15 protein-coding genes are annotated in these 24,306 nt (G+C 43.6%); 11 read left to right on the forward strand and 4 right to left on the reverse strand.

Annotated elements, in window-relative coordinates:
* Nucleotides 1–3: 3 nt before the first annotated feature.
* The 4 genes from JMX13_RS10435 (at nucleotide 4) to JMX13_RS10450 (ending at nucleotide 9,548) form a co-directional block, all read left to right on the forward strand.
* Complete coding sequence (locus JMX13_RS10435; RefSeq protein WP_201612422.1) at nucleotides 4–1,110, forward strand: hypothetical protein; 1,107 nt, start codon at nucleotides 4–6, stop codon at nucleotides 1,108–1,110.
* 972 nt (nucleotides 1,111–2,082) lie between these two features.
* A complete protein-coding gene (gene gltB, locus JMX13_RS10440; RefSeq protein WP_201612423.1) occupies nucleotides 2,083–6,546 on the forward strand; it encodes a glutamate synthase large subunit in 4,464 nt (1,487 codons plus the stop codon).
* A 143-nt stretch (nucleotides 6,547–6,689) separates the two neighbouring features.
* Complete coding sequence (locus tag JMX13_RS10445; protein ID WP_201612449.1) at nucleotides 6,690–8,111, forward strand: FAD-dependent oxidoreductase; 1,422 nt, start codon at nucleotides 6,690–6,692, stop codon at nucleotides 8,109–8,111.
* Nucleotides 8,112–8,312: 201 nt separating this feature from the next.
* A complete protein-coding gene (locus tag JMX13_RS10450) occupies nucleotides 8,313–9,548 on the forward strand; it encodes an FUSC family protein (protein WP_201612424.1) in 1,236 nt (411 codons plus the stop codon).
* An 89-nt stretch (nucleotides 9,549–9,637) separates the two neighbouring features.
* Here JMX13_RS10450 and JMX13_RS10455 read toward each other — a convergent pair whose 3' ends face one another.
* Nucleotides 9,638–10,759, reverse strand: a complete 1,122-nt coding sequence (locus JMX13_RS10455) for an ABC transporter substrate-binding protein (protein ID WP_201612425.1) — start codon at nucleotides 10,757–10,759, stop codon at nucleotides 9,638–9,640.
* Between the two features lie 405 nt (nucleotides 10,760–11,164).
* Between JMX13_RS10455 and JMX13_RS10460 the strand changes: the two genes are divergently transcribed.
* The gene (locus tag JMX13_RS10460) at nucleotides 11,165–11,428 is read left to right on the forward strand and encodes a hypothetical protein (protein WP_201612426.1); all 264 of its coding nucleotides are present in this window, start codon (nucleotides 11,165–11,167) and stop codon (nucleotides 11,426–11,428) included.
* A 213-nt stretch (nucleotides 11,429–11,641) separates the two neighbouring features.
* Here the strand turns inward: JMX13_RS10460 and JMX13_RS10465 are convergent, their stop codons facing one another.
* A complete protein-coding gene (locus JMX13_RS10465; RefSeq protein WP_201612427.1) occupies nucleotides 11,642–12,472 on the reverse strand; it encodes an HAD family hydrolase in 831 nt (276 codons plus the stop codon).
* A gap of 352 nt (nucleotides 12,473–12,824) precedes the next feature.
* Between JMX13_RS10465 and JMX13_RS10470 the strand changes: the two genes are divergently transcribed.
* Nucleotides 12,825–13,424, forward strand: coding sequence for a hemerythrin domain-containing protein (locus JMX13_RS10470; RefSeq protein ID WP_201612428.1), 600 nt, complete (start codon nucleotides 12,825–12,827; stop codon nucleotides 13,422–13,424).
* Between the two features lie 78 nt (nucleotides 13,425–13,502).
* On the opposite strand, the gene JMX13_RS10475 is transcribed toward JMX13_RS10470, so the two are convergent.
* A complete protein-coding gene (locus JMX13_RS10475; RefSeq protein ID WP_201612429.1) occupies nucleotides 13,503–14,549 on the reverse strand; it encodes a TIR domain-containing protein in 1,047 nt (348 codons plus the stop codon).
* A gap of 76 nt (nucleotides 14,550–14,625) precedes the next feature.
* Nucleotides 14,626–16,950, reverse strand: coding sequence for a DNA topoisomerase IV subunit A (gene parC / locus JMX13_RS10480; RefSeq protein WP_201612430.1), 2,325 nt, complete (start codon nucleotides 16,948–16,950; stop codon nucleotides 14,626–14,628).
* Nucleotides 16,951–17,533: 583 nt separating this feature from the next.
* Here parC and JMX13_RS10485 point away from each other — a divergent pair.
* From JMX13_RS10485 to JMX13_RS10505, 5 genes are all read left to right on the forward strand, one after another.
* Nucleotides 17,534–19,261, forward strand: a complete 1,728-nt coding sequence (locus JMX13_RS10485; protein ID WP_201612431.1) for an AMP-binding protein — start codon at nucleotides 17,534–17,536, stop codon at nucleotides 19,259–19,261.
* A gap of 554 nt (nucleotides 19,262–19,815) precedes the next feature.
* On the forward strand, nucleotides 19,816–21,597 hold the full coding sequence (locus tag JMX13_RS10490) for an AMP-binding protein (protein ID WP_201612432.1): 1,782 nt from the start codon (nucleotides 19,816–19,818) through the stop codon (nucleotides 21,595–21,597).
* A gap of 190 nt (nucleotides 21,598–21,787) precedes the next feature.
* A complete protein-coding gene (gene rph / locus JMX13_RS10495; RefSeq protein ID WP_183620154.1) occupies nucleotides 21,788–22,504 on the forward strand; it encodes a ribonuclease PH in 717 nt (238 codons plus the stop codon).
* 73 nt (nucleotides 22,505–22,577) lie between these two features.
* A complete protein-coding gene (locus JMX13_RS10500; RefSeq protein WP_201612433.1) occupies nucleotides 22,578–23,069 on the forward strand; it encodes a hypothetical protein in 492 nt (163 codons plus the stop codon).
* Between the two features lie 340 nt (nucleotides 23,070–23,409).
* Complete coding sequence (locus JMX13_RS10505) at nucleotides 23,410–24,288, forward strand: hypothetical protein (RefSeq protein ID WP_201612434.1); 879 nt, start codon at nucleotides 23,410–23,412, stop codon at nucleotides 24,286–24,288.
* Nucleotides 24,289–24,306: the final 18 nt, after the last annotated feature.

The following is a 24,306-nucleotide window of genomic DNA, read 5'->3' on the forward strand; positions in this document are numbered from 1 at the left end:
CCCATGGCAGCATCACGCTCGACGACTCGCACAGCTGGGCAAAAATATCGCCGTCAAGCACTGATTTGGCTGATAGCGACACTGCTATTGGGCGTGTTTACCGCTTTGGTTTGGATGTTTAGCCAAACGCCAGCGATGGGCGCGAAAATCGAAAATGCGCCGATATCTGCACCAAAAACTCTGAGCGCAGAGCTTGAGCAGCCACTAAAGATTGAATCCTTACATGAGCTTGACACCGATGTGCAGCCAATCAGTTTTGATACCACGGTAAAAGACTTGCGCAGTTATCCTGATGAGTTTAAAGACAAGCGTTATCTACTGGCTAATAAAGGCAGATGGACAGTGCAGGTGATGAATGTCGGTGAAAATGATGTGATCGTTAGTTATTTAGAAGGCCGCGAAGATCGCGAGAAGTTTGCTTATTTTCGTTACCTTGATGAAAACAATCAAGTGCGTTATATGCTGACTTATGGGTTGATGAGCAGTCCACAAGAAGCGGTTGGCGCGGCTAAGCTGATAGACTTTAAACTGCCTACGAATGTGCGTGTGTTGCCAGAAGAGATCAATCGTTATGTCAGTATTATCGATAATTATGAACGCCCTGACCCCGTCAAAGATTTGAGTGCTAAACGCACGCGCGCTGTGAATTTGCGCCCAACCAAACGCGAAGTACCCGTGCGTCAGAAAGCGCCAACTAACGATAGTGCCAGCGAGCAAGCAGCAAGTAATGCCAACCGCGCAGCTCAAGAAGGGGCGAATAATAGTGCTGCTGAAAGTATTCGTCAGTCAGTCGATACCTCTGATACCTTATCGGTTAATGAAGAGCGCACGGTCGGTATCGAAGAGCAGACCGCGATCGCCGCGACGCCTAAAAATGCCGATAATAGCCGCAAACCTGAAGCAAGTAACAATAATGAACCGAAAAAACCACCCGTGGTTGAAGCGCCTAAACCGCCTAGTGCGAATGCAAATAACAACGCCGCTAATAAGAATGCCAATGCGGCTAGTAAAAATTCCAACGCCAGTGCTAGTAATAATGCTTCAAAAAACAATGCTTCGAAAAACAATAATGACAGTATAAAAGAGCTTATTGAAGAAAAAGGTAATTAATTTGACTAGCCCATTTAGCTGTTCGTGGATTGTGTTCATTGATTGAATTGAAGACATGCCCTAAGTATTTCATTTATAAAGTCCATGCCATATTTTATGTCGTGGGCTTTTTTTCTGTTAGCAATTTTGACTACCGCTAAAATACTTAAAAACGTTTAGATGGGCGGTTTTAATAGGATTCATTCTAGAGAGTTAGTTATCAATGATTGATGGATAACATAAGTTTTTACAAAATCTATAGTATGAGTTTATAAAAAAGACTAGATTTTTTATCAATCATTAACTAAGATAACTAAGGGCGACGTTCTGTATAGTTATCGTAAACCTCTATTTAACACCTCTACATGGAGTAAGTAAGCTTGATAAAGATGAGCCCTTACAACAATGTCGTCGTCTCAAGCGCTGCTACTTGTACCTCTATTTAAGCATATCGCAAGTGGCGCAACTCCTCATTATTATCCTGCTAAGGGGTTGTTAAGGCGCTTGAATACAGAGCGTCTGATATTTAAATTTGACGGTATACCATAGTAATATTTGCTACTTTATTAGCCGGTTTTTTCACTACTTTGCTCATTTTCTATCGAAGTTTTTAACGCGTATCCTCGCTTAATAATGATTGTACGACTCGCATTGAGTATACAACAGATAGAAGGTAGGCAAAGGCTGACAGCAACTGATAGAGAATAACGTATAAATCCTGAAAGGATCGGTAGGGTGGTAGCCATTTATATCACCTTATATCATCATTAAATTCCTTTTAGTTAGTAACGTTAAATCAATAGCTTTGATGACTATAGAATAAATAGAGTCGTGATAAGTATTTTTATCAGCCTCAAAACGCTTGCATTATTTTCTCTGCTTGCGCTTTATTAATCCGCTTATGTGAATATATTTAGCCCGTTCTGCCTGCGGAGTTTGGTTGATACCTCATATTGGAAGTATAGGCCGTCCGCTCACTTAAAAGGACAAGCTATGTCAATGATTTCCTCCTCTACGCATTTGGCGACGCCAGATGACTTCTCTGATAACTGCGGCTTTGGTTTGATTGCTCATATTGAGGGACAAGCCAGTCACGATTTGGTGAAAACAGCTATTCATAGTCTAAGTTGTATGACGCATCGCGGCGGCGTTGCTGCTGATGGTAAGACCGGTGATGGCTGCGGTTTATTACTGGCGACGCCGACGACATTTTTTAAGCATATCGCGGCTGAGCAGAGCTTTACTATTACCGCTAATTTTGCTGTTGGCATGGTTTTTGTCAATGTAGATGAGACAAAAGCGCAATATAGCCAACAGGTGCTCAATGAAGAGCTTAGCGCCCAAGGCTTAGCAGTGGCTGGCTGGCGCGATGTGCCGCTTGATTTAAGTATCGTTGGTGAGATTGGTCGTCAGACATTACCCGGTTTTCAGCAAATATTTGTCAATGCGCCAGACGAGATAGCTGCCGATGATTTTAACCGCAAATTATTTGTCGCACGTAAAAAAGCTGAACAACGCTTGGTTGATGATGAGCTGTTTTATGTTTGTTCATTAAACTGTCAGACGATTATTTATAAAGGTTTGGTCATGCCATCAGACCTGCCAGCCTTCTTTTTAGACTTACAAGATACGCGTTTGGCATCACATATTGTGGTCTTTCATCAGCGTTTCTCGACCAATACGCTACCACGTTGGCCACTGGCGCAGCCGTTTCGCTATTTGGCACACAATGGCGAGCTTAATACCATCACTGGCAACCGTAGCTGGTCTGAAGCCCGTACGCCAAAATTAAAGTCCGATAAATTGCCCAATTTGAATGAGCTAACGCCTTTGGTGAATAGCACGGGCTCGGATTCATCAAGCTTAGATAATATGCTTGAAGTACTGATGTCAGGTGGCATGAGTTTATTCCATTCGATGTCGATTTTGGTGCCACCCGCTTGGCAAAATGTCGACAGCATGGATATGGATCTGCGCGCGTTTTATGAATTTTACTCACAGCATATGGAAGCGTGGGATGGGCCAGCAGGTCTGGTGATTCAAGACGGTCGCTATGCTGTCTGCATGCTTGACCGTAATGGTCTGCGCCCGTCACGTTGGGTCACGACCAAAAACGGTTATATCACTATGGCGTCTGAGGTCGGTGTTTGGGATTATGCGCCAAAAGATGTGCTTGCAAAAGGTCGGGTCGGTCCCGGTCAGATGCTGGTTATCGATACCATGACTGGTCAAATTATGGATACTAAAGCGATTGCGACGTTACTCAAGAAGGCGCATCCGTATCGTAAGTGGCTACGTGATGAAGCGACCCGTATCCGTGATGATGAGCGCTTAGAAGAAACGCTTGCCGCCCAAGCCTGCCGCGGTGAGCCGCTAAAAGCTTTGCAAAAAATGTATCATATTACCAACGAAGAGCGTACCGAAATCATTCGCCCTAATGCTGAAAATGCGCAAGAGCCAGTCGGTTCGATGGGCGATGATACGCCGATGGCCGTGCTATCGCAGCAAATACGCCATGTCGGTGACTTCTTCCGCCAGCAGTTTGCACAGGTGACCAATCCACCCATTGATCCATTGCGTGAATCAATCGTGATGTCGCTACAGACTTGCTTGGGAGCTGAAACCAATGTGTTTGCACCGTCAGCACGCGACGCACATCGTATTATCTTATCGTCGCCGGTTTTATCAGCCAGTAAAATGCAGCAGCTTGAGACTTTGGACGATCCAGCATTCCAGCTGGCGCGTATCGATTTAAACTATGATGCCAATCTTGAGCTATCAGCAGCTATTAAAGCTATCTGCGAGCAAGTGGCTAATAGCATCCGTGCTGGTCAGACTTTAATTGTTTTATCTGATAAAAACATTGCTGCCGATAAAGTGCCGGCCAATGCCATTATGGTCACGGGTGCGGTGCATCATTATCTGATTGCCCAAGGTATTCGTACCGATGCTAATTTAATCGTCGAGACTGGACTGGCACGCGACTCGCATCAAGTGGCGGTATTGATTGGCTTTGGCGCGACCTGCGTTTATCCCTACTTAGCTTATGACGTCATTGATGATTTGGTGGCGACCGGTGAGCTGCTCGGCGATCCAATCCAAGCGCGGGTAAATTTCCGCAAAGGCTTAGATAAAGGTTTGCTAAAAATCTTATCAAAAATGGGCATCTCGACCATTGTGTCTTATCGTGGCGCGCAGTTATTTGAGGCGGTTGGGCTCTCTGAAGAAGTGGTGAGCTTATGCTTTAAAGGCGTGCAAAGCCGGATTAAAGGCGCAACCTTTGCTGACTTAGCTGCCGACCAAGCACAGTTGGTGGCTAATGCTTTTAAACGTCGTGCGCCACTTGATCAAGGTGGTTTGCTGAAGTTTGTCTTTAATAAAGAATACCATGCCTTTAATCCTGACGTCATTAATAGCCTACATACCGCAGTACGGACAGGCGATTATGATAATTATCGTAATTATGCCGATTTGGTCAATAGTCGTCCTGTTGCGACCTTGCGTGATTTATTGCAATTAAAGACTGACAACGCTATCGATGTTAATGAGGTTGAAGATATTTCAGCAATCTTGACGCGCTTTGACTCCGCTGGGATGTCATTAGGGGCATTATCACCCGAAGCTCATGAAGCGATTGCCATGGCGATGAATACCATAGGCGGGCGCTCAAACTCTGGTGAGGGCGGCGAAGATCCGGTACGTTATGGCACGCTGCGTAATTCAAAAATTAAGCAAATTGCCTCTGGTCGATTTGGGGTCACACCTGCTTATCTACGTTCAGCAGAAGTCTTGCAAATTAAAGTTGCTCAAGGGGCAAAACCAGGTGAGGGCGGGCAGCTGCCGGGTGGTAAGGTCAATGCGCTAATTGCGCGTCTACGCTATTCGGTACCGGGGGTTACGCTCATATCGCCGCCACCGCATCATGATATTTATTCGATTGAAGATTTGGCGCAGCTGATTTTTGATTTAAAACAAGTCAATCCAGATGCCTTGGTTTCGGTTAAATTGGTTTCGCGTCCCGGTGTTGGTACCATTGCAACGGGCGTAGCAAAAGCCTACGCCGATTTAATCACCATCTCAGGCTATGATGGTGGCACAGCAGCGTCGCCACTGTCATCTATCCATCATGCAGGCTCGCCTTGGGAGCTAGGGCTTGCTGAAACGCATCAATCACTACGCGTCAACGGTTTGCGCCATAAGGTTCGCATTCAAACCGATGGTGGTCTAAAAACAGGTCTTGATGTGGTCAAAGCCGCGATTCTAGGTGCTGAAAGCTTTGGTTTTGGCACCACGCCAATGATTGCGGTTGGTTGTAAATACTTGCGTATCTGCCATCTTAATAACTGTCCGACAGGGGTTGCGACGCAAAAAGCCCAGCTACGCGATGAGCATTTCATCGGTGAAGCAGAGATGTTGATCAACTTCTTTAAATTTGTGGCGACTGAAACGCGTGAATGGCTTGCAGCATTAGGTGTGCGCACTATGGAAGAGCTGGTCGGGCGTACTGACTTGCTTGAAGTGTTAGAAGGCAATACCGATAAGCAGCGTCATTTGGATTTAACGCCATTATTGTTTAGTCATCCAGCCAGTAGCGGTAAAGCGCAAACCTGTCAGGTTGCGCGTAATGAGCCGTTTGATAAAGGCTTGCTTGCTGAGCAGATGATTAGTGATATGCTGCTCAGTATCCGTCAAGGTAACGGCGGCGATTATAGCTACGCAGTTGGTAACTGTGATCGCTCAATCGGCGCACGTATCTCGGGTGAGATTGCGCAGGTATGGGGCAACCTTGGCATGAGTGACATGCCCATTAAGCTGCATCTAAACGGAACCGCAGGGCAAAGTTTGGGTGTATGGAATGCTGGCGGCTTACATATTGAGCTTGAAGGCGATGCCAATGACTATGTCGGTAAAGGCATGGCAGGCGGTGAGATTGTGATTTATCCACCGAAAGATTCAAGCTTTAGTGCGCAAGAAACCGCTATCATCGGTAATACCTGTCTCTATGGTGCAACGGGTGGTAAATTGTATGCTGCGGGCACGGCAGGCGAGCGCTTTGGGGTACGTAACTCTGGCGCGCATGCGGTCATTGAAGGCACGGGCGATCATTGCTGTGAGTATATGACGGGCGGCATCATTACTATTCTTGGACGTACTGGTCTAAATTTTGGCGCGGGCATGACGGGTGGTTTTGCTTATGTGCTTGATATGGATGGCGACTTTTTTGATCGCTGTAATCATGAGCTGATTGACTTAAATCGTATCTCAAGTGAGCAAATGGAAGGTCATCGTATTTACTTGCAACAAGTGCTTGAAACCCATGTCGATAAAACCCGCAGTGCGTGGGGACAGACGATATTGGCGGACTTTGAGCATTATGCGCGTAAGTTCTATTTGGTGAAGCCCAAAGCAGCGAACGTTACGACCTTGCTTAAGACCACGACGGCTGATCCGCAATAAACGAGATGAGTCAGCAATAGAGTTTACGAGCAGTTTTTAATGCATAGGTTTTAAGCAGGTAAATGACAGTCCGTATCCGTAAATTTGCCTCAGTGAGGCTACAGATATTGGCTGTCGTCACCCACTATAAAAGAGACAACACCATGGCAAAACGCTTAGAAAATAGTTTTCAGTTTTTAGATGTTCCACGCCTTGAGCCCACCAAAAAAGACATCGCGACGCGTTCAACTGAGTTTGTTGAAATTTATCAGCCGTTTGAGAGTGAGTCAGTGGCGCAGCAATCGCATCGCTGCCTTGAGTGCGGCAACCCGTACTGTGAGTGGAAATGTCCGGTACATAACTACATTCCTAATTGGCTTAAATTGGCGGCAGAAGGTCAAATATTTCAGGCAGCAGAATTGTGTCATCAAACCAATACTTTGCCTGAAGTCTGTGGGCGCGTTTGTCCACAAGATCGTTTATGTGAAGGCGCTTGTACGCTAAACGACGGCTTTGGTGCCGTAACGATTGGCAATGTCGAGAAGTATATCAACGATACCGCTTTCGCCCTTGGATGGCGTCCTGATATGTCGGATGTGATATGGACGGACAAAAAAGTTGCCATCATCGGGGCTGGTCCAGCAGGTTTGGGCTGTGCGGATATCTTAGTAAGAAATGGCGTCAAACCCGTTATCTTTGATAAGCGCCCAGAAATTGGCGGCTTATTAACCTTTGGTATTCCAGAGTTTAAAATGGAAAAAGACATCATGCGCAATCGCCGTGTCATCTTTGAAGGCATGGGCATGGAGTTTCGTTTAGAGACCGAAATCGGTACCGATGTCAGTATTGATGAGCTGTTAGGCGAGTATGATGCGGTATTTATGGGTATGGGTACTTATAATTATATGCGTGGCGGCTTTGCTGGTGAAGAATTAGAAGGCGTCTATGATGCGCTAGATTACTTGATTGCCAACGTCAATCGCTGTAACGACTGGGAAAAAAATCCAGAAGAATATATCGATTTAAAAGGTAAAAAAGTAGTGGTATTAGGCGGTGGTGATACGGCAATGGACTGTAACCGTAGCAGTATTCGTCAAGGGGCGCAGCAAGTGGTTTGTGCTTATCGCCGTGATGAAGAAAATATGCCTGGCTCCCGCCGAGAAGTGGTCAATGCCCGCGAAGAAGGCGTTGAGTTTTTATTCAATCGTCAACCGACCGAAATCATTGGTTTAAATGGCAAGGTGAATGCGGTCAAAGTGATTACCACGCACTTGGGCGCTCCTGATAGTCATGGTCGCCGCCACCCTGAGCCCATTCCCAATTCAGAAGAAATTATTCCGTGTGATGCGGTCATTATGGCCTTTGGTTTTCGTCCTAGCCCTGCCGATTGGTTTACAGGTCAGCAAATAACAATGGACAGCTCTGGTCGAGTAGTAGCCGCCGAAAAACAAACCTTTAAATTTCAAACCAGTAACCCCAAAATCTTTGCTGGTGGCGATATGGTGCGTGGGTCTGATTTGGTCGTGACAGCGATTTGGGAAGGTCGTGAAGCGGCGGAAGGCATTCTAGACTTTTTAGAGGTGTAGCATTCAGCTCTAGCCAAATAATATCTTGGAGTGCTTTTTTGTTGTTATGTGCTAGCATGTTTTGACCTTTAACGTCTTTTATCTTTTAATAGGTAAAAGGCGTTATTTTTTGATCCTTGCTTTATTATCGCTTTCTCAGTGGTTAAGCTAGCAGTTATCATTTAACCGCATTTTATTCATTTATTATAAGAGATAGCCTGCGTGAAACCGACTTTTTGGCAACGATTTACTGCACCGTTTGTGGAGCCTTACGCCCGTTATCAGCATGCGGATATTTTGCATGCCATACGTTTAGGTATTGCTGTGCTTATCGCACTGTTGTTAAATGAGTTTACGCACTTGCCGCACGGCGAGTGGACGACCATTACTGTGTTTGTGATATTGGGTTTGTTGCAATATCAAGGGGCGATTTATACCAAGGCCAAAGAGCGGATACTCGGCACCTTATTAGGTGTGGTGGTCGGGCTGAGCTTTTTATGGTTGATTCAAGATACGGGCGGTTGGCTGTGGCTATATTACGGGCTGATTGGTATTATCAGCGGCATTATTGGTTACGTGGCGGTTAAGCAATTAGGTTATATCGGGCTGCTAACAGGGATTACCATGCTGATGATTGTTTCAAGCCCTGACCATAGCAATATTGCCCAAGATGGCTTATATCGAGCGTTTAATATTTTACTTGGCGCAGGGGTGGCGGTCGCAGCGACGTTGATTTTACCGCTTAAATCGACGTTAATGTGGCGGTTTTTATTGGCCAGTAATCTTGAAACCTGTAGCAATTTGTACGCTGGGGTTGGCAATCATATCGATGCGGATGTTTTGGTGCCTAAGCCGTTTAAATATAGTAAAGCGACCAGCTCAGCCAGTATTATTTACCCAAAGAGCAGTTCTGTACCTGATACACCAGTCAATAAATCTTTGGTCAAGGCGCTACAAAAAATCAATAAGCGTTTGCTTGCCGTACGTCCGCATATCGCGGCGACAGCTAGCGAATCGGGAATTGAAAAAGAAACGCTAGAGACTATTCAGCGTACCCATCGTAATATCATTGGAACCATTGATTTGCTGTTAAGCGCCGCGCCGCGCTTGGCAAACATCGAGATTGATGATGAAAACCACATTTTACTTATCCATTATCAGCACGAATTGACGCAAGCGATGCAGCATATGGCAGCGGTATTACGTAGCCCAAATGATGAAGTATTTCGACCGATTACGCGTATCGCGGTATCAGAATATCCAAGTGTAGAAAACTTAGGCTTTGAATGGCAAGGCTATTTTTGGCTCACGCAAACCTTACAAGTACAGTTGCAGCGGCTCAGTGATTTATTGCAAACGACTAAGCCGCAATGGTTTGCCGCCTCTGGTCTGCGCTATCAGCGCCGCGAGCAGCGCCGTATCGAGCATAAAGGTAGCGAAACCGATTTGCACTTATAAATTAAAGCTAAATAAAAAAACAAATAAAAAACACTGACTTGATAGAGTCAGCGTTTTTCACGGTCATGTTTACTAAAATACAGCAATGACTAACGACCAGTTTTTAGTTTATCCCAATATTGCTGATAAACTCGCAAGGCTTCATCGCCGACATCTTCTTGGAATTCCGCTTTTGCTAGTATGGCTTTGCTAGGATAAATGGTTGGATTGTTGCGTACTTCTTCTGGCATCAGCTCACGGGCGGCGATATTAGGCGAGGCGTAACCAATCTCTTCGCTGACGATTTTAGAGTTCTCAGGACGGAGTAAGTAATCAATAAATTTGTGCGCCGCATCGACTTGTTTGGCGTTTTTTGGAATGACAAAGTTATCCATCCACAAGATAGCGCCCTCAGTTGGGTATTTATACACCAAACTGGTCAAACCTTCGTTATTGGCGATGATAGCTTCACCATTCCAACTCATGCCAACCGTGGTTTCGCCTTCCATATACGGCATGCGTGAGGCGTCCGAGTTAAAGGTCTTCACATTTGGCATCAAGGTTGTCAGCTTTTCATAAGCAGCTTTGATTTCCTCAGGATTTTTACTATTACCTGAATGTCCAAGGGTCAATAGCGCCATGCCAAATACTTCGCGCATATCGTTCATCAGCATCACTTGACCTTTATACTCAGGACGCCATAAATCATTCCAGCTATTTACGGTGGCAGGATCGACCGCTTCGCCATTGATGGCCAGACCGGTACTGCCCCACATATAAGGAATCGAGTATTTGTTTTCTGGGTCAACCTTAGTATTAGTAAAGGAGGTATCAAGATTTTTAAAGTTGCTTAATTTGGATTTGTCGAGCTCTTGTAGCAGTCCCTCTTTTGCCATTTTTTCGACATAATACGTCGATGGAATCGCTAAGTCATATTGGCTAGAGTCGTCGAGCAGTTTGAGCTTGGCGTACATGGCCTCGTTAGAATCAAAGGTGGTGTAATTGACCCGAATGCCCGTTTCTTTGGTAAAGCCATCCAAGATTTCCTGCGGCATATATTCAGACCAGTTATACAGGTTCAACGTTTCTGCACTGGTAGCAGCACCGTCGGTAGCGGTGTTATCTGACTTGCTACAGCTAGCAAGCGCGAGCCCAATCGCCACGGCTAATAGCGCTTTTGGTAGTATACGAGCGCTACGAGCAGCAGAGTGGGACGATGATAAATGAGTCAAAATATCTCTCCTAAAGTAAGAATGATGCAAAGCAAAAAAATCCGTAAAACAGGCGCGATGCTAAATATTTACAGCTATATAAACTATTATGGCTATGATTGTGCATAATTTAAAGGGCAATCATGCATAGCATTTTTGATAGTATCGTTACAGTCAGTGCAAATAACCATACTATGTGAAGGGGGCTAAGTGCTGCTAAGTGACGGTAAATGATAATGAGCGTGGCTTTCTTACACATCGTTTAACAAGATGGTTTTTTAGAATAAACAGATTTACCATAGCATAATAACGAGAAAGGCAACATGATAAGCCAGTCTTATGTCAACATAGCTGCCGCCTGAGACTTTAAGCAAAATAAAAATAAGACGATTTTAACCAAATTGATTGAATTAAAAGAGGAATACAATGAATAATCGTGTACGCGCTGGCATAGTGATGGCTTTGATTGGCATCATAGGTTTTATGATGATATTTAATTCAGGCTCTCCGACCGCTATCGTTGATTGGCCGGTTGAAACTTATATGGGTTTGGCATTTACCATTGGCTGGCTCAGCCATGTACCCAATTGGCTGGCTTATCTGCTAGCAGCGTTGGTGCTTATCCTGATGGTCGTCGGCTTTTATAAAATTGGTGGCTGGGTTTATAGTCTGATGACCAGGAAGCGTTAAGTGCTTTTTTACTCTATATTTAATTATTGAGATAGTTATATGCGGCATTAGTCTTGGTACCTCGCTACCTTGTTAAGTCGACCAGATCTGAGTGATGACGTAAAAATTAGCAATAACTAGAAAAACAAAAACCCTTGTCAGCGATTGGCAAGGGGGTTTTTTATTGGTTATAAAGATAAACGCTATGACTACTTTCTCTTAACATTCTTATACTTATGATGCTATCTTAAATTGTTCAAGCACTGCTTGTATTCCGTACTCTTCAATCGTGCCAGTGACGAAATCTGCGCGCTCGATTAGTGCGGGCTGAGCATCGCCCATCGCTACCGCATAGCCGACTAAATCAAACATCTCTAAATCATTCATGCCATCACCGAACGCCATGCATTCACGTGCATCTACGCCATAATACTGACAGACGTCTTTGATACCGCGTGCTTTAGAGGCGTTTGCTGGCAGAATATCTGCGCCAATATGATGCCAATGTACCAGCTTTAAATCGTCCTCTGCAAAGTCGATATCTTGCATCTTCTCTTGTTGATTGTTAAAAAATACTGAGCATTGATAGACAGCATTCGATTGGTAATAGACTGGGTCAACGATAGAGTTGGGTGTTATGGCGTTATATTCACGCAAACGCGCATTTTCGCCTGACCAAGCAATGTGCGTCGCCGAGTCAAACTTATGAATCAGCTGACTTGTCTGGCATAACTGCACGATTTTGTCCGCTTGCTCAGAAGACAATGGATAATGGCTAATCAGGCCTTTATTATCAAAACTATATTGGCCATTCATACAAATAATGGCATCTAAAATATCTGCTTCGAGCAAAGCTAAAATATCCGCCGGCAATATCGCTTTAGAGCGTCCCGTCGAAATCACCAATTTAATATCAGTCTTAGCGAGCGCTTCAAGGGTCGCTTGGTTGTGCGCGGCGATAATACCGTTACGGCTGAGCGTGTCGTCAATGTCAAAAAATATCACTTTCGGCACCGGTAACGCCTGATTCATATTGGCTGTCGCCGCCTTATCTACAATAAACATGACTATCCTTTAGATTTGAAAAACGACTATGTAAGTATTCAATAAATTGTGTAAAGTCGTTGAAATTTGCTTAATAATTTTAAGTGTTACTACTAATAATATCATTTGGATTTATGAGTAATTATCTATTTTATAGTGCTAAAAATACAGCAATAGGGTGATTGTGACTCATTTATGTATCGCTTTTATAATGATAATCGCCTTTCACATTCTGAATACACTTGCCAGCAAGCAGTTGATTTTCTGCTTTTTGACTTTATATATTATCTAAACATAGAGTCCTATAAATTTAGTATTGTTAATAAGTTTGTAAGTAAATTCTATTGGGGAAATTTCGTATAAGGACACTAAAATGCCTGAATCTACTGATAACACTGTTAGCCAAAAAGCCTTAGACGAGGATTTGTTTACTCTGTCGCCGCGTCATCCTGACAGTCGGCTAGAGGCGGATTGGTTGTTCTTATTTAATAAGCTACCGCCAGATCAATGGTTTAGCGCAGATTATGCTTATAAAACCTCGGGCTGGCTAAAAGTACATACTAACATACGCAAGCGTCAGCGTATCTTGACACAGATAAGTGCAGGCTATCAATCTGGCGAGTATGACTGGGCAGAGTATCGCTCGCAGCTACTCAAGCGCATCAATATGCACATTCTTAAGTTGCATCAGCATCATGGCGTAGAGGATGAGGGCTTTTTCCCTGAGTTTATTAAGATGTATCCGCAGTTACAGGCAGGGTTTGAGATATTGGGTCGCGACCATGTGCGTTTGGATGCGCTACTCGATAAGCTGCAAGTGGAAAACGATAGGCTGGCGAGAAGTGAGGTCGAAGATAAAGCGCTGGCAGTGCAATTACATCAAACATTGGTAGACGCAACCGATTTACTCTCGCAACACCTGACCGATGAGGAAGACTTGGTCATTCCTATTTTGGGGTTAAGGCAGGGTTAGGAGAGTAGGGTGCATTTTACTGAGCAGCTTTATAAGTTATTGATATTATCAATGTGTACAACTGCATTAAAATAAGCGTTATATTTTAATTTTTAAATTTAGTTCACTCTTTGGTATTTCTAAATAACTTACTGCTGTTAGAGCGTGAGGAGTAACGCTCATAAAATTTATTGTAAAATACTCATCATCCCAGTGGAAATCAATGTTATCTTCATCGATCGAATCAACATAGTCTAGTAGGAAATCCTGATCTTCTTTTGCATATTTATTAACTTTATCCGTTAACCATTTCGTTAGATAATCATATCTAATAAAATCTTCAAATCGTAAGGTTCTTTCATGATTTAAAGCAAAATGCTTGTGACTTAAATAATGATTTGGATGAGCACCACCTGAATACTCACTTATGCCAGTTGATACCGATAAAATTTCTGATGAATATATGATTATCGAATTACCAATTTCAATGTAAGCATGTTCCATTTGAGGTGATAAATTCAAACCATATTTTTTTTCATCATTCCGAAAGGTATCAATGAGATCGTAGACCTCTCTTTCAATAAAAGAGTTGATATAGTTTGCATCAAAAAATGTATTATCTCTACATAGGTAATAGTCGATATGGCAATCATATGGGGTATTAATTTTAAGCTTATAAAAGTCTGATTTTTTGACACAGTCTTCAAGTAAGATGTCATGTTTATCGACTGAAGCTAAATATTTCTCTCTTTGAAAATTTAATGATTCTATCAGGTTTTTATTAAAGTCTGTTTGAATGGTTTTCATATAATGATATTTAGATAGGTTTTTTGGGACTTCACAGTCGTCAATTAGTATAGGTAAGATATAAATATCATCTGAAAGCTTTTCCTCAGAATATCTATCCATACGCTTAATTTCTCTTTGAATGTATCCTCTTTTATTAGTTGCTACTTTTGATAAAAGGATAATAACAAAATCTGACTCTCTTAGAGCTTCTTCAATTTCGTAATCCCATTGCATGCCTACTTTCAACGCTTTAAAATCCAGCCAAGGCTCATAGTGATTAGATTTGAGGAGTTCATAGATAAATTCAGCATCATCTGTATCTTCGGAAGCGTGACTGATGAAAACTTTACGATACATTAAACATTCCTTAATTTGCCTAAAATAATGGGTTTCGCTATTGCTCCACCCACTTTACTGAATTAAATTTACGAGTTTAGACTGCAACCTCAACACTCGTCACATTCTGAAAGCCTCTTGGTAACTGACCGCCGCGATTACCGCGAGTGCTCGTATAATTGGCTAAATCATTTGGTTTTAGCGTCACATGGCGTTTGCCAGCGGTAATGATCAGGCTGTCTTGCTGACTGAGTGGCGTGATAGCAAGCACCTCTTCACCGTCTTTTAATTTAATCATCTTATTACCCTTACCACGAGCCTGTTCAGGCAAATCATCAAGAGCAAATATCAATAGATATCCGGCATTGGTCACGACAGCGAGATGGTCAGGCGTCGCGCTTACAGTGCTGTTTTCACCTTCTGCATTTTCGTTATTAGCATTGGCAGTCATATCTGCTGGCGTATCGATACGTGCTACAGGCAGTAAGCGACTGTCAGCCGCTAGATTGATAATGTTTTTGCCCGCTTTTTGATTGCTATCGAGATTGCCAATAGTATTGATAAAACCATAACCTGCCGAGCTTGCAAGGATAATACGTTGATCTTCCGCGCCGATTAATAGCTGCTCAAAGCTCGCGCCTGCGGGTGGTTTGAGTACGCTGGTCAGCGGATCGCCTTGACCGCGTGCTGAGGCGAGGCTATGGGCGTCGATACTATAGCTGCGTCCTGTGCTATCGAGGATGTAGATTTTTTCGTTAGATTTGCCACGGACGTGTGCTTGATAGCTATCACCTGAGCGATAGGTCATGCCAGCGGCATCGACGTCATGGCCTTTGGCAGCGCGTATCCATCCCGCTTTCGATAGGATAGCAGTGACAGGCTCGCTTGGTACGAGATCCGACTCTTTTAACGCTTGAGCTTCCTCGCGTTCTGCCAATTGCGATACGCGCTCATTGCCGTGTTCCTTCATATCAGCGGTAAGCTCGTCAATCATCAGATTGGTCAAGCTGTCAGGATTGTCCAAGTATTCTTGAATGATAGCGCGTTCGGCAGCGAGCTCATCTTGCTCGCGGCGCAGCTCGATCTCTTCTAACTTTGCCAACTGACGCAGACGAATATCCAAGATAGCATTGGCTTGTATCTCAGTGAGGTCATAATCTTGCATTAACGATAATTTTGGATCGTCTTCTTCGCGAATGATGCGAATGACTTCATCAATATTTAGATAGGCAATCAACAAACCTGCGAGGATATGCAAGCGTTTATCGATTTTATCAAGGCGATATTGCAAGCGGCGCGTGACCACTGAACGGCGACAGACGAGCCATTCTTCTAGGATTTCTTTAAGGTTTTTGACTTGTGGCTTACCATTTAAGCCAATCATATTCATATTAACGCGGTAATTGCTCTCGAGGTCAGTACTTGCAAATAAATGGCTCATGACGCGCTGCACATCGACGCGGGTAGATTTTAGCTCTAAGACGATACGACAGGCGTTTTCGTGATCTGATTCGTCATGAATGTCAGTAATCCACGGCAGCTTTTTATCGATCATTAGCTTAGCGATTTGCTCTTGAATTTTATTACCGGATACTTGATAAGGTAACGCGTCGATAATAACGAGATTTTTTTCTTTAGGATCAATATGAAAGGTCGCGCGCATTTTATAGCTGCCACGTCCAGTCTCATACATCGCCTGCAAGTCTTTTTTACTGGTGATGATCTCAGCTGGGGTCGGCAAGTCAGGCGCTGGTATCGACTGCGTTAATTGCTTAACCGATAACTCAGGGTTTTTTAGCAGCCGAATCGCGGCGCGTACCACTTCATTAAGGTTATGCGGTGGGATATCGGTTGCCATACCGACGGCAATACCTGTTGTACCATTTAATAAAATATTGGGCAGGCGGGCGGGCAGGGTAGTTGGCTCCTGCATGGTGCCATCGAAGTTATCTTGCCAATCGACCGTACCTTGTCCGAGTTCTGCAAGCAAAGTATTGGCATAAGCGGACATTTTGGCTTCGGTATAGCGCATAGCAGCAAAGGACTTAGGATCATCAGGGCTACCCCAGTTACCTTGACCGGTAATGAGCGGATAGCGATAACTAAACGGCTGCGCCATCAACACCATCGCTTCATAACACGCGCTATCACCATGTGGATGATATTTACCCAGCACGTCACCGACCGTACGCGCCGACTTTTTCGCCTTTGCCGTCGATTTTAGTCCCAGCTCGCTCATGGCATAGACGATACGACGTTGCACAGGTTTTAGACCGTCAGCGATATTGGGTAGCGCCCGATCCATGATGACGTACATCGCATAGTTGAGATAGGCTTGTTCAGTGAATTCCGCCACGGAGCGGGTATCCATCGGTTCGTTGGGAATAATAGCGTCAATCGTATGATCAATAACATCGGACATATAATAGGGTTCACTTATCAGTTTTAATAGCTATAAATAATTGGTGCAAGTGTGCAAATAGGATATTGCTATCGTAAAGGATATTGGCAGAATTAAAAAGGCATAAGTCACAATAGACGACAGGTCATGACGTGCTACATAAGCATAAAAAGGTTAGGCGCTGTAACTTCGCATATTTTAAAAGTTATACGCACGTCTTTGACAGTAAATAGCGCAAATAGTTCACTAGAAAACCACAGAAAACGTATTGATAGATTAATGTTTATCAATATATCGTGAGTCATTTAGATGGTATATCTGCTTAAGTAGTTGATATTAATATTAATAGATGTCGTCAAGCCATTCTAAGAACTGAAGTATCAATCTTTTATATTGAGTAGTTTGTATAAAGTGTGTATGTTAATCAACAAAGGGCTATTTACCGCTATATTGTTGACCCATTGCTATACGTTTATATCGTCTGTCGCCTGCCGTCAATAGAGTTATATAGAGGGTGAGCTGATAAGGCGATGTTTAGTATGTTTATCACTCGGTGATAAAGATGGTTTGGCAGCAGCACACTATTATTAGGAGCAGGAAGATTATGGAAAATCAAGGTAACTTAATTCGTCGTGATGACAAAGCGTGGCTCAAAACCTATGAAAAGCTTGGTATTCGATATCATATTGATATGCCAGCCGCCAATACCTCTTTAATTGATATATTTGAACGGAATTTTGTTAAACATGCTGGTCGTACTGCCTTTGTGTGCATGGATGTAAAGCTCTCCTACGAAGATTTAGACCGTTATAGCAAACAGATTGCCGCGTATTTACAGTCGCTCGGACTAAAAAAAGGCGATAAAGTAGGGGTGATGATGCCCAATATCTTGCAGCTACCGGTTGCTGTATTAGGTGTCCTACGTGCTGGCATGACCTTGGTTAACGTCAATCCACTTTATACGACCAAAGAGCTTCAGCACCAGTTGGAAGATTCTGAGACCAAAGTGCTGTTTATCTTAGAAAACTTTGCCAAAACCTATGAAGATATTGGCAAAGACTTGGTGGATCACGTGGTGGTCACCTCGATGGGTGATTTGATGAGCCCCTTAAAAGGCTTTATCGTTAATGCGGTCGTGCGCCATGTCAAAAAACTGGTCCCTGATTATACGCTTAAAAATAGCGTAAACTTTAAAAAAGCACTCAATAAATTATCGGCTAAAAAGTATAAACGTCCAACCAATATCGGGCTTGAAGATGTGGCAGTACTACAGTATACCGGTGGTACAACAGGTGTCGCAAAAGGCGCAATGCTCACGCACGGCAACTTGGTCGCCAACTTAATTCAGTGTGACACGTATCTTGGTGATGCTTTTGATAAGTTTGAAGGGCTTAATGAGCAGCCTGTTATTATGACTGCCTTGCCGCTGTATCATATTTTCTCATTCACGGTTTGTGGTATGTTCGGCTTATATCGTGGCTGTATCGGACTATTGGTGCCAAACCCACGTGATGGCGCAAGCTTAATCAAAGCTTATAAAGATTATCCACCGGCGTTTTTCCCAGCGGTAAACACGCTATTTAATGCGCTCGCTAATAGCGATGCATTTAAAGCCCTAGACCATAGCAAGCTTGAGATGTCTATGGGCGGCGGGATGGCAGTATTAAAAGACACGGCGGCTAAGTGGGAAAAAATAACCGGCAACATCATTGTGCAAGGTTATGGTTTGTCGGAAACCTCTCCCGTTGCTTCCGCAAACCCGCAAGGTACCGGTGAGTTCTCAGGTAATATCGGTCTACCGATGCCTGGAACGGACATGGCCATCTTGGATGAAGAAGGTAATGAAGTCGCACTGGGTGAGCGTGGCGAGATCTGTGTTCGTGGTCCGCAGGTAATGAAAGGTTACTGGAAGCGCGAAGATGCGACAGCTGAAGTGATGACGTCTGACGGTTATTTCCGTACCGGTGATATCGGCGTGATGGATGAAGAGGGTTACTTTAAGATTGTTGATCGCAAAAAGAATATGATTCTGGTATCAGGCTTTAACGTTTATCCAAACGAAGTGGAAGATGTGATGTCAGCTCATCCAAAGATTTTGGAATGCGGCGTCATCGGTGTCGATGATGAAAAGAGCGGCGAAGTGCCGAAGATTTTTGTGGTGCGTAGTGATAATAGCTTGACTAAAGAAGAAGTGCTGGCTTATAGCAAAGAAAATCTAACCGGTTACAAGCGTCCTCGTTATGTCGAATTCATTGACGAGCTACCAAAATCTAACGTCGGTAAGATTCTACACAAAGACTTGCGTGCTTTAGAAGAAAAGAATCACGGTTAAATGATTTATCCCGAGTGTGGCATTTTTATTCATATTTATGAGTATTAATGCGTGCTAAGGTGGTATGAATAACCTTAAGCACTCGATGGCGCAATGATAAAAATGATAAGGTCTATGCAAATGACCTTATCATTTTTTTTATTTTTCTATGAGGGTTTGGTACTATTTATAGAGAATGGCGCGCAAAACTGCTATAGTTCCTGCCGATTATATTTTTGTATTGCACGATAAAAGTGCATGTTTAAGCAGTTAATATTATGATAAAAGCTTCGATCACGATGTCTTTAAATAATAGCTTTTGGCGTTATTGCCTTTGCAACTGGTTATACAATAGGTTTTCAGCATTTGCATATAAGCACTATTTATAATAGCGACAGTAAAATTAAACATACTGCTTATATGTTTAAAAGTTTGTGAATAGTAATTATGCTTAACGCTCAGATATTGAGCAGTTTCTTATTCACAAGTTTTTAATTTTATAAATACGTGGTTGGCGACCACGCTAAGGGCAGCACCTATACTCTATATTTTAACAGCAACATTTAGGGAAGATTATGACGGACAGTATCAATAAAGAAACCAGCAACCATAAAGCTGCGGGCAACGCTCAATCCATAGTTGAAAATACATTTCCTACCATGCCGACCATTGATAGTGACAGTCCGTGGCTGAGTACTTATGAGCGTTATGGCATCGAGCCGACCATCGATATGCCCGATGATAGTACGTCTTTACTTGAAGTGTTCGAGCGTAACTTTAGCCGTTATGGGCACAAGCCGGCATATATTTGTATGGGCGCGTCAATCACCTTTAAGCAATTAGACTTATACAGCCGTCAAATTGCCAGCTACTTACAGTCGTTAGGATTGGTGAAAGGCGATAAAGTTGGGGTGATGATGCCCAATATCTTGCAGTATCCTATCGTAATGCTTGGTATCATCCGTGCCGGTATGATTTTGGTCAACGTTAACCCTTTATATACCAGCCGCGAGCTGTCGCATCAGCTGCATGATAGTGGCGCTAAAGCCTTATTTATCGTCGAAAACTTTGCCAAAACTTATCAAGATGCCGAAGACAAAGGTCAAGTGAAGCACGTTATCGTCTGTAAGCTTGGTGATATGTTGGGGCTGATTAAAGGGTCTATCGTCAACCTAGTCGCGCGCCATGTTAAAAAAATGATTCCCGCTTACCGTTTGCCTGAGAGCACCAGCTTTAAGTATGCGCTAAATGCTGTCTCAGCCAGCAAATATAAACGTCCTGATTTAAACCTAAGCGATGTGGCATTGTTGCAATATACGGGTGGTACGACTGGTGTTGCCAAGGGCGCGATGCTCTCGCACGGCAATTTAGTCGCCAATATGCTGCAGATTAGTGCGCTCATGGACAGTGCTTTCGAAGATGATATCGACGCTACAGATGTTCTTTTGACCGCCCTACCGCTATACCATGTGTTCTCATTTATGGTTTGTGGGATGTATAGTATGTACCAAGGTTGCGCAGGCTTGCTTATCCCGAACCCACGTGATTTGGATGGTCTCATTAAAGAGATGGGCAAATATAAACCTGCTTACATCCCTGCGGTAAACACCTTGTTTAACGGTTTGGTTCATAAAGAAGGCTTTGCTGACCTAGATTTCTCTAACCTAAAAGCATCGATTGGCGGCGGTATGTCAGTTTTGCCAAGCGTGGCAAAAGAGTGGCATAAAATCACTGGTCTACCTATCGTTGAAGGTTATGGTTTGTCTGAGACCTCGCCAGTGGTTGCTTTTAACCCGATGACTATCTCTGAATTCACTGGTAAAATTGGTATTCCTGCCTCTAGCACCGACGTAATTTTGATTGATGAAGAGGATAATGAAGTTGCACTAGGCGATCGCGGTGAAATTTGTGTTAAAGGTCCGCAAGTGATGATTGGTTATCGAAATCGCCCTGAAGAAACGGCTGAAGCCTTTACGGCCAGTGGTCACTTTAAAACAGGTGACATCGGTATTATGGACGAAAAAGGTTTTATCAAAATTGTCGATCGCAAAAAAGACATGATTTTGGTTTCTGGTTTTAACGTGTATCCAAATGAAATCGAAGAAGTCATGAGCGAGCATCCTGCTGTGTTAGAATGCGGCGCTATTGGTATTCCAAATGATGAGCGCGGCGAAGATCCAAAGCTGTTTGTGGTCAAAAAGGGTGATGTGACCGAGCAAGAGCTGCTTGATTTTGGCAGAAAGCAATTGACTGGCTATAAACGTCCACGTCACATCCAGTTTGTTGATGAATTACCAAAATCAAACGTCGGTAAAATCCTCCGTAAAGAATTGCGTAAGATGGAAGGGTTAGAATAACGTTAACGCTAAATCCTGCTAAAGCAGCGGCGTAATAGCTTGGGTGAATCTTGCTATTGCGCCGCTGCCACGTTAGGATATCGTCATATTTACGTCTGCCCGCACCTCTGTTGACGTAATGACCAATCCATTATTTTATAACTCTATATAACCATAACTCTGCTTTTACAACATCGTCCTAGGAAATATTATGCGTATTGACAACCGTGAGCTTAACCAACTTCGCTCAATTAGCTTTGAGCGCCATTACACTAAGCATGCCGAAGGCTCAGTATTGGTCAGCTTTGGCGATACCAAAGTATTGTGTACCGCGAGCGTTGAGTCGGGCGTACCGCGCTGGCTCAAAGGTAAAGGCAAAGGTTGGATTACCGCAGAATACGGTATGTTGCCACGTGCGACCAATACCCGTAACCAACGTGAAGCGGCACGCGGCAAGCAATCTGGTCGTACGCAAGAAATTCAGCGTTTAATCGGTCGTAGCTTACGAGCGATGATTGATTTAAGTAAGCTTGGCGAAAATACCATTTATCTTGATTGTGATGTCTTGCAAGCAGATGGCGGCACGCGTACTGCTAGTGTGACGGGCGCCGCTATTGCCCTTATTGATGCGTTAGAAAGCCTACAAAAAACCAAAAAATTGAAAGCTGATCCATTGATTGGTTTGGTGGCTGCAGTGTCTGTTGGTATGAAAGATGGCGAAGCGTATCTCGATTTGAACTACGAAGAAGACGCCAGCTGTGATACCGATTTAAATGTGGTCATGACTCAAAAAGGCGAATTTATCGAGCTGCAAGGGACGGCAGAAGAGAAGCCATTTACCCGCGCGCAAGCAGACGATATGCTGATTCTTGCCGAAAAAGGCATCGCTGAGCTGATTGCTATGCAAAAAACAGCCCTAGGCTGGTAAATCTCTAAACGTTCTTTTATGACTTTTTATTTAAACTTTTAACCATTCACTGCTTTTGAACAGGTAATTATGCATGCTAAAGCTGACTGATGACGGCGCTAAAATCACCTTACAAGGCCAGTCGCCAGCGGCTGACAATGGGCTGTTTTGGTTTGGCTCCGCATTATTGGTTGGGGCAGTGGCGGTTGCTTTGGCAATGAGCCTGCTGCCTGAGCGCTTGGCTATTGGCGCTTTGGCACTGCTGATTGTGGGTAGTTTTATTTTCAATCGTAAGCGCCTGCAACGTAAACAAGCCATGAGCGGCGTTATTAGTAGTGGCATCTTGTGGGTGCGTGATGGTGAGCTGGTGCATGATAATCATGGCAAACGTGAGCATATTCATCTGACTGATGGCGACAAAATCACATTAATTGGCGAGCAGCTACAGATTGTCGATTGTGATGATATTCGTAAATACCTAATTGGCGGTTTTGATAATATCCAAGAAGCAAACGCGGCCAAAGCCATTTTACAAGGGCAATCGCTGAGCAAACGTCATGCCAATATCAAAATGAGCGACGATTAACGTATTGGATTATTAAGGTATTGATAGGCTTGAATGTTTTAGTCTATTTTTCTATGAACAATATTCAAACTTATGACTGATTATCCTTCCTAAATCTCCGCTCACACTTCTAAAATTCCTATCTCGTTTTACCGCTTATCCTTGATATAATACCTTTTATCGCTTACCTTAAAGCAATAATACTTGCAGATTCCTGTACAAATGGTTTATAAGTAGGATTGAAAAATCTTATCTTACTGATCGTTCATACGGTTATTGATACTTAGCCTTGATAGCGGTTTATTAAATTAAATTGAATCGGCTATATCAATATCCATAATATGGTGACAAGGAGTTGGTCATGTCGCGTTTGTCCATTTGGTCAATCACAACGTCGTGCAGTACATTATTATTTACCTTTGGTGCAATTTTTCAGGTCAGTCAAGCAAACGCCGATAGCATGAGCGCCCTGATTGCGCAAAAATCTAGCCAACCTGATTATAGCGTCCGTTATAACCCAGAGTACTCGGTGGTTCCTCCTGCCAAAATCAGCACACGCTCTACCATTCAACGCCCTGGCAATGCTGCTAGCTATCGCTCAAATGTAGGTAATGTACAACCAAGTTATTCTACCAATAGCGCCTCTAATAACGCTTACTCCAATAGCAACTCTTTTAATAACAGCTATTCCAATAACTCATATTCTAGCCAAAATGCTTATATCGGCAATGCCCAAAGTAATTACCGTTATCCGGAAGTACAACGCCAAGCACCGTCGGTTATACCCGCATTTTTATCTGGCAATTATGACAATGTCGATAGTGAATATTTACCCCTGCTCAGCAATGCTGAAACCCAGAGCAGTCGGGCGGCGAGTGAAGTCATCAGCACCGCGCGCAAGATGGCATTAAATGAGCGTACGATTATTAAAGGTGGCTGCTGGGACTATCTAAATGCGGTGTTTAATCGAGCAGGGGTGAGCCGCGATACCATCCATAAAGGCACTTACGGTCAAGGTCCTTATGCCAATAGCAACGAGATCGAAGTCGGTGATTGGCTCTATTATATCAATCACGGCTACAATGGTGTCGAGCATAGCGGACTGTTTGTTGGCTGGGTCGATGAGCGCGCCAAACAAGCATTGATACTTAGCTATGCCGGTGAAAATCGCCGTGAACCTGCGCGCTACCGTGTTTATGATTTAAGCAATGTCTATCAAATCATGCGACCAAACGTTTAAAAGCATTTAATCAGCTTA

The sequence above is a fragment of the Psychrobacter immobilis genome, assembly GCF_904846285.1.
Classification (GTDB): Bacteria; Pseudomonadota; Gammaproteobacteria; order Pseudomonadales; family Moraxellaceae; genus Psychrobacter; species Psychrobacter immobilis_D.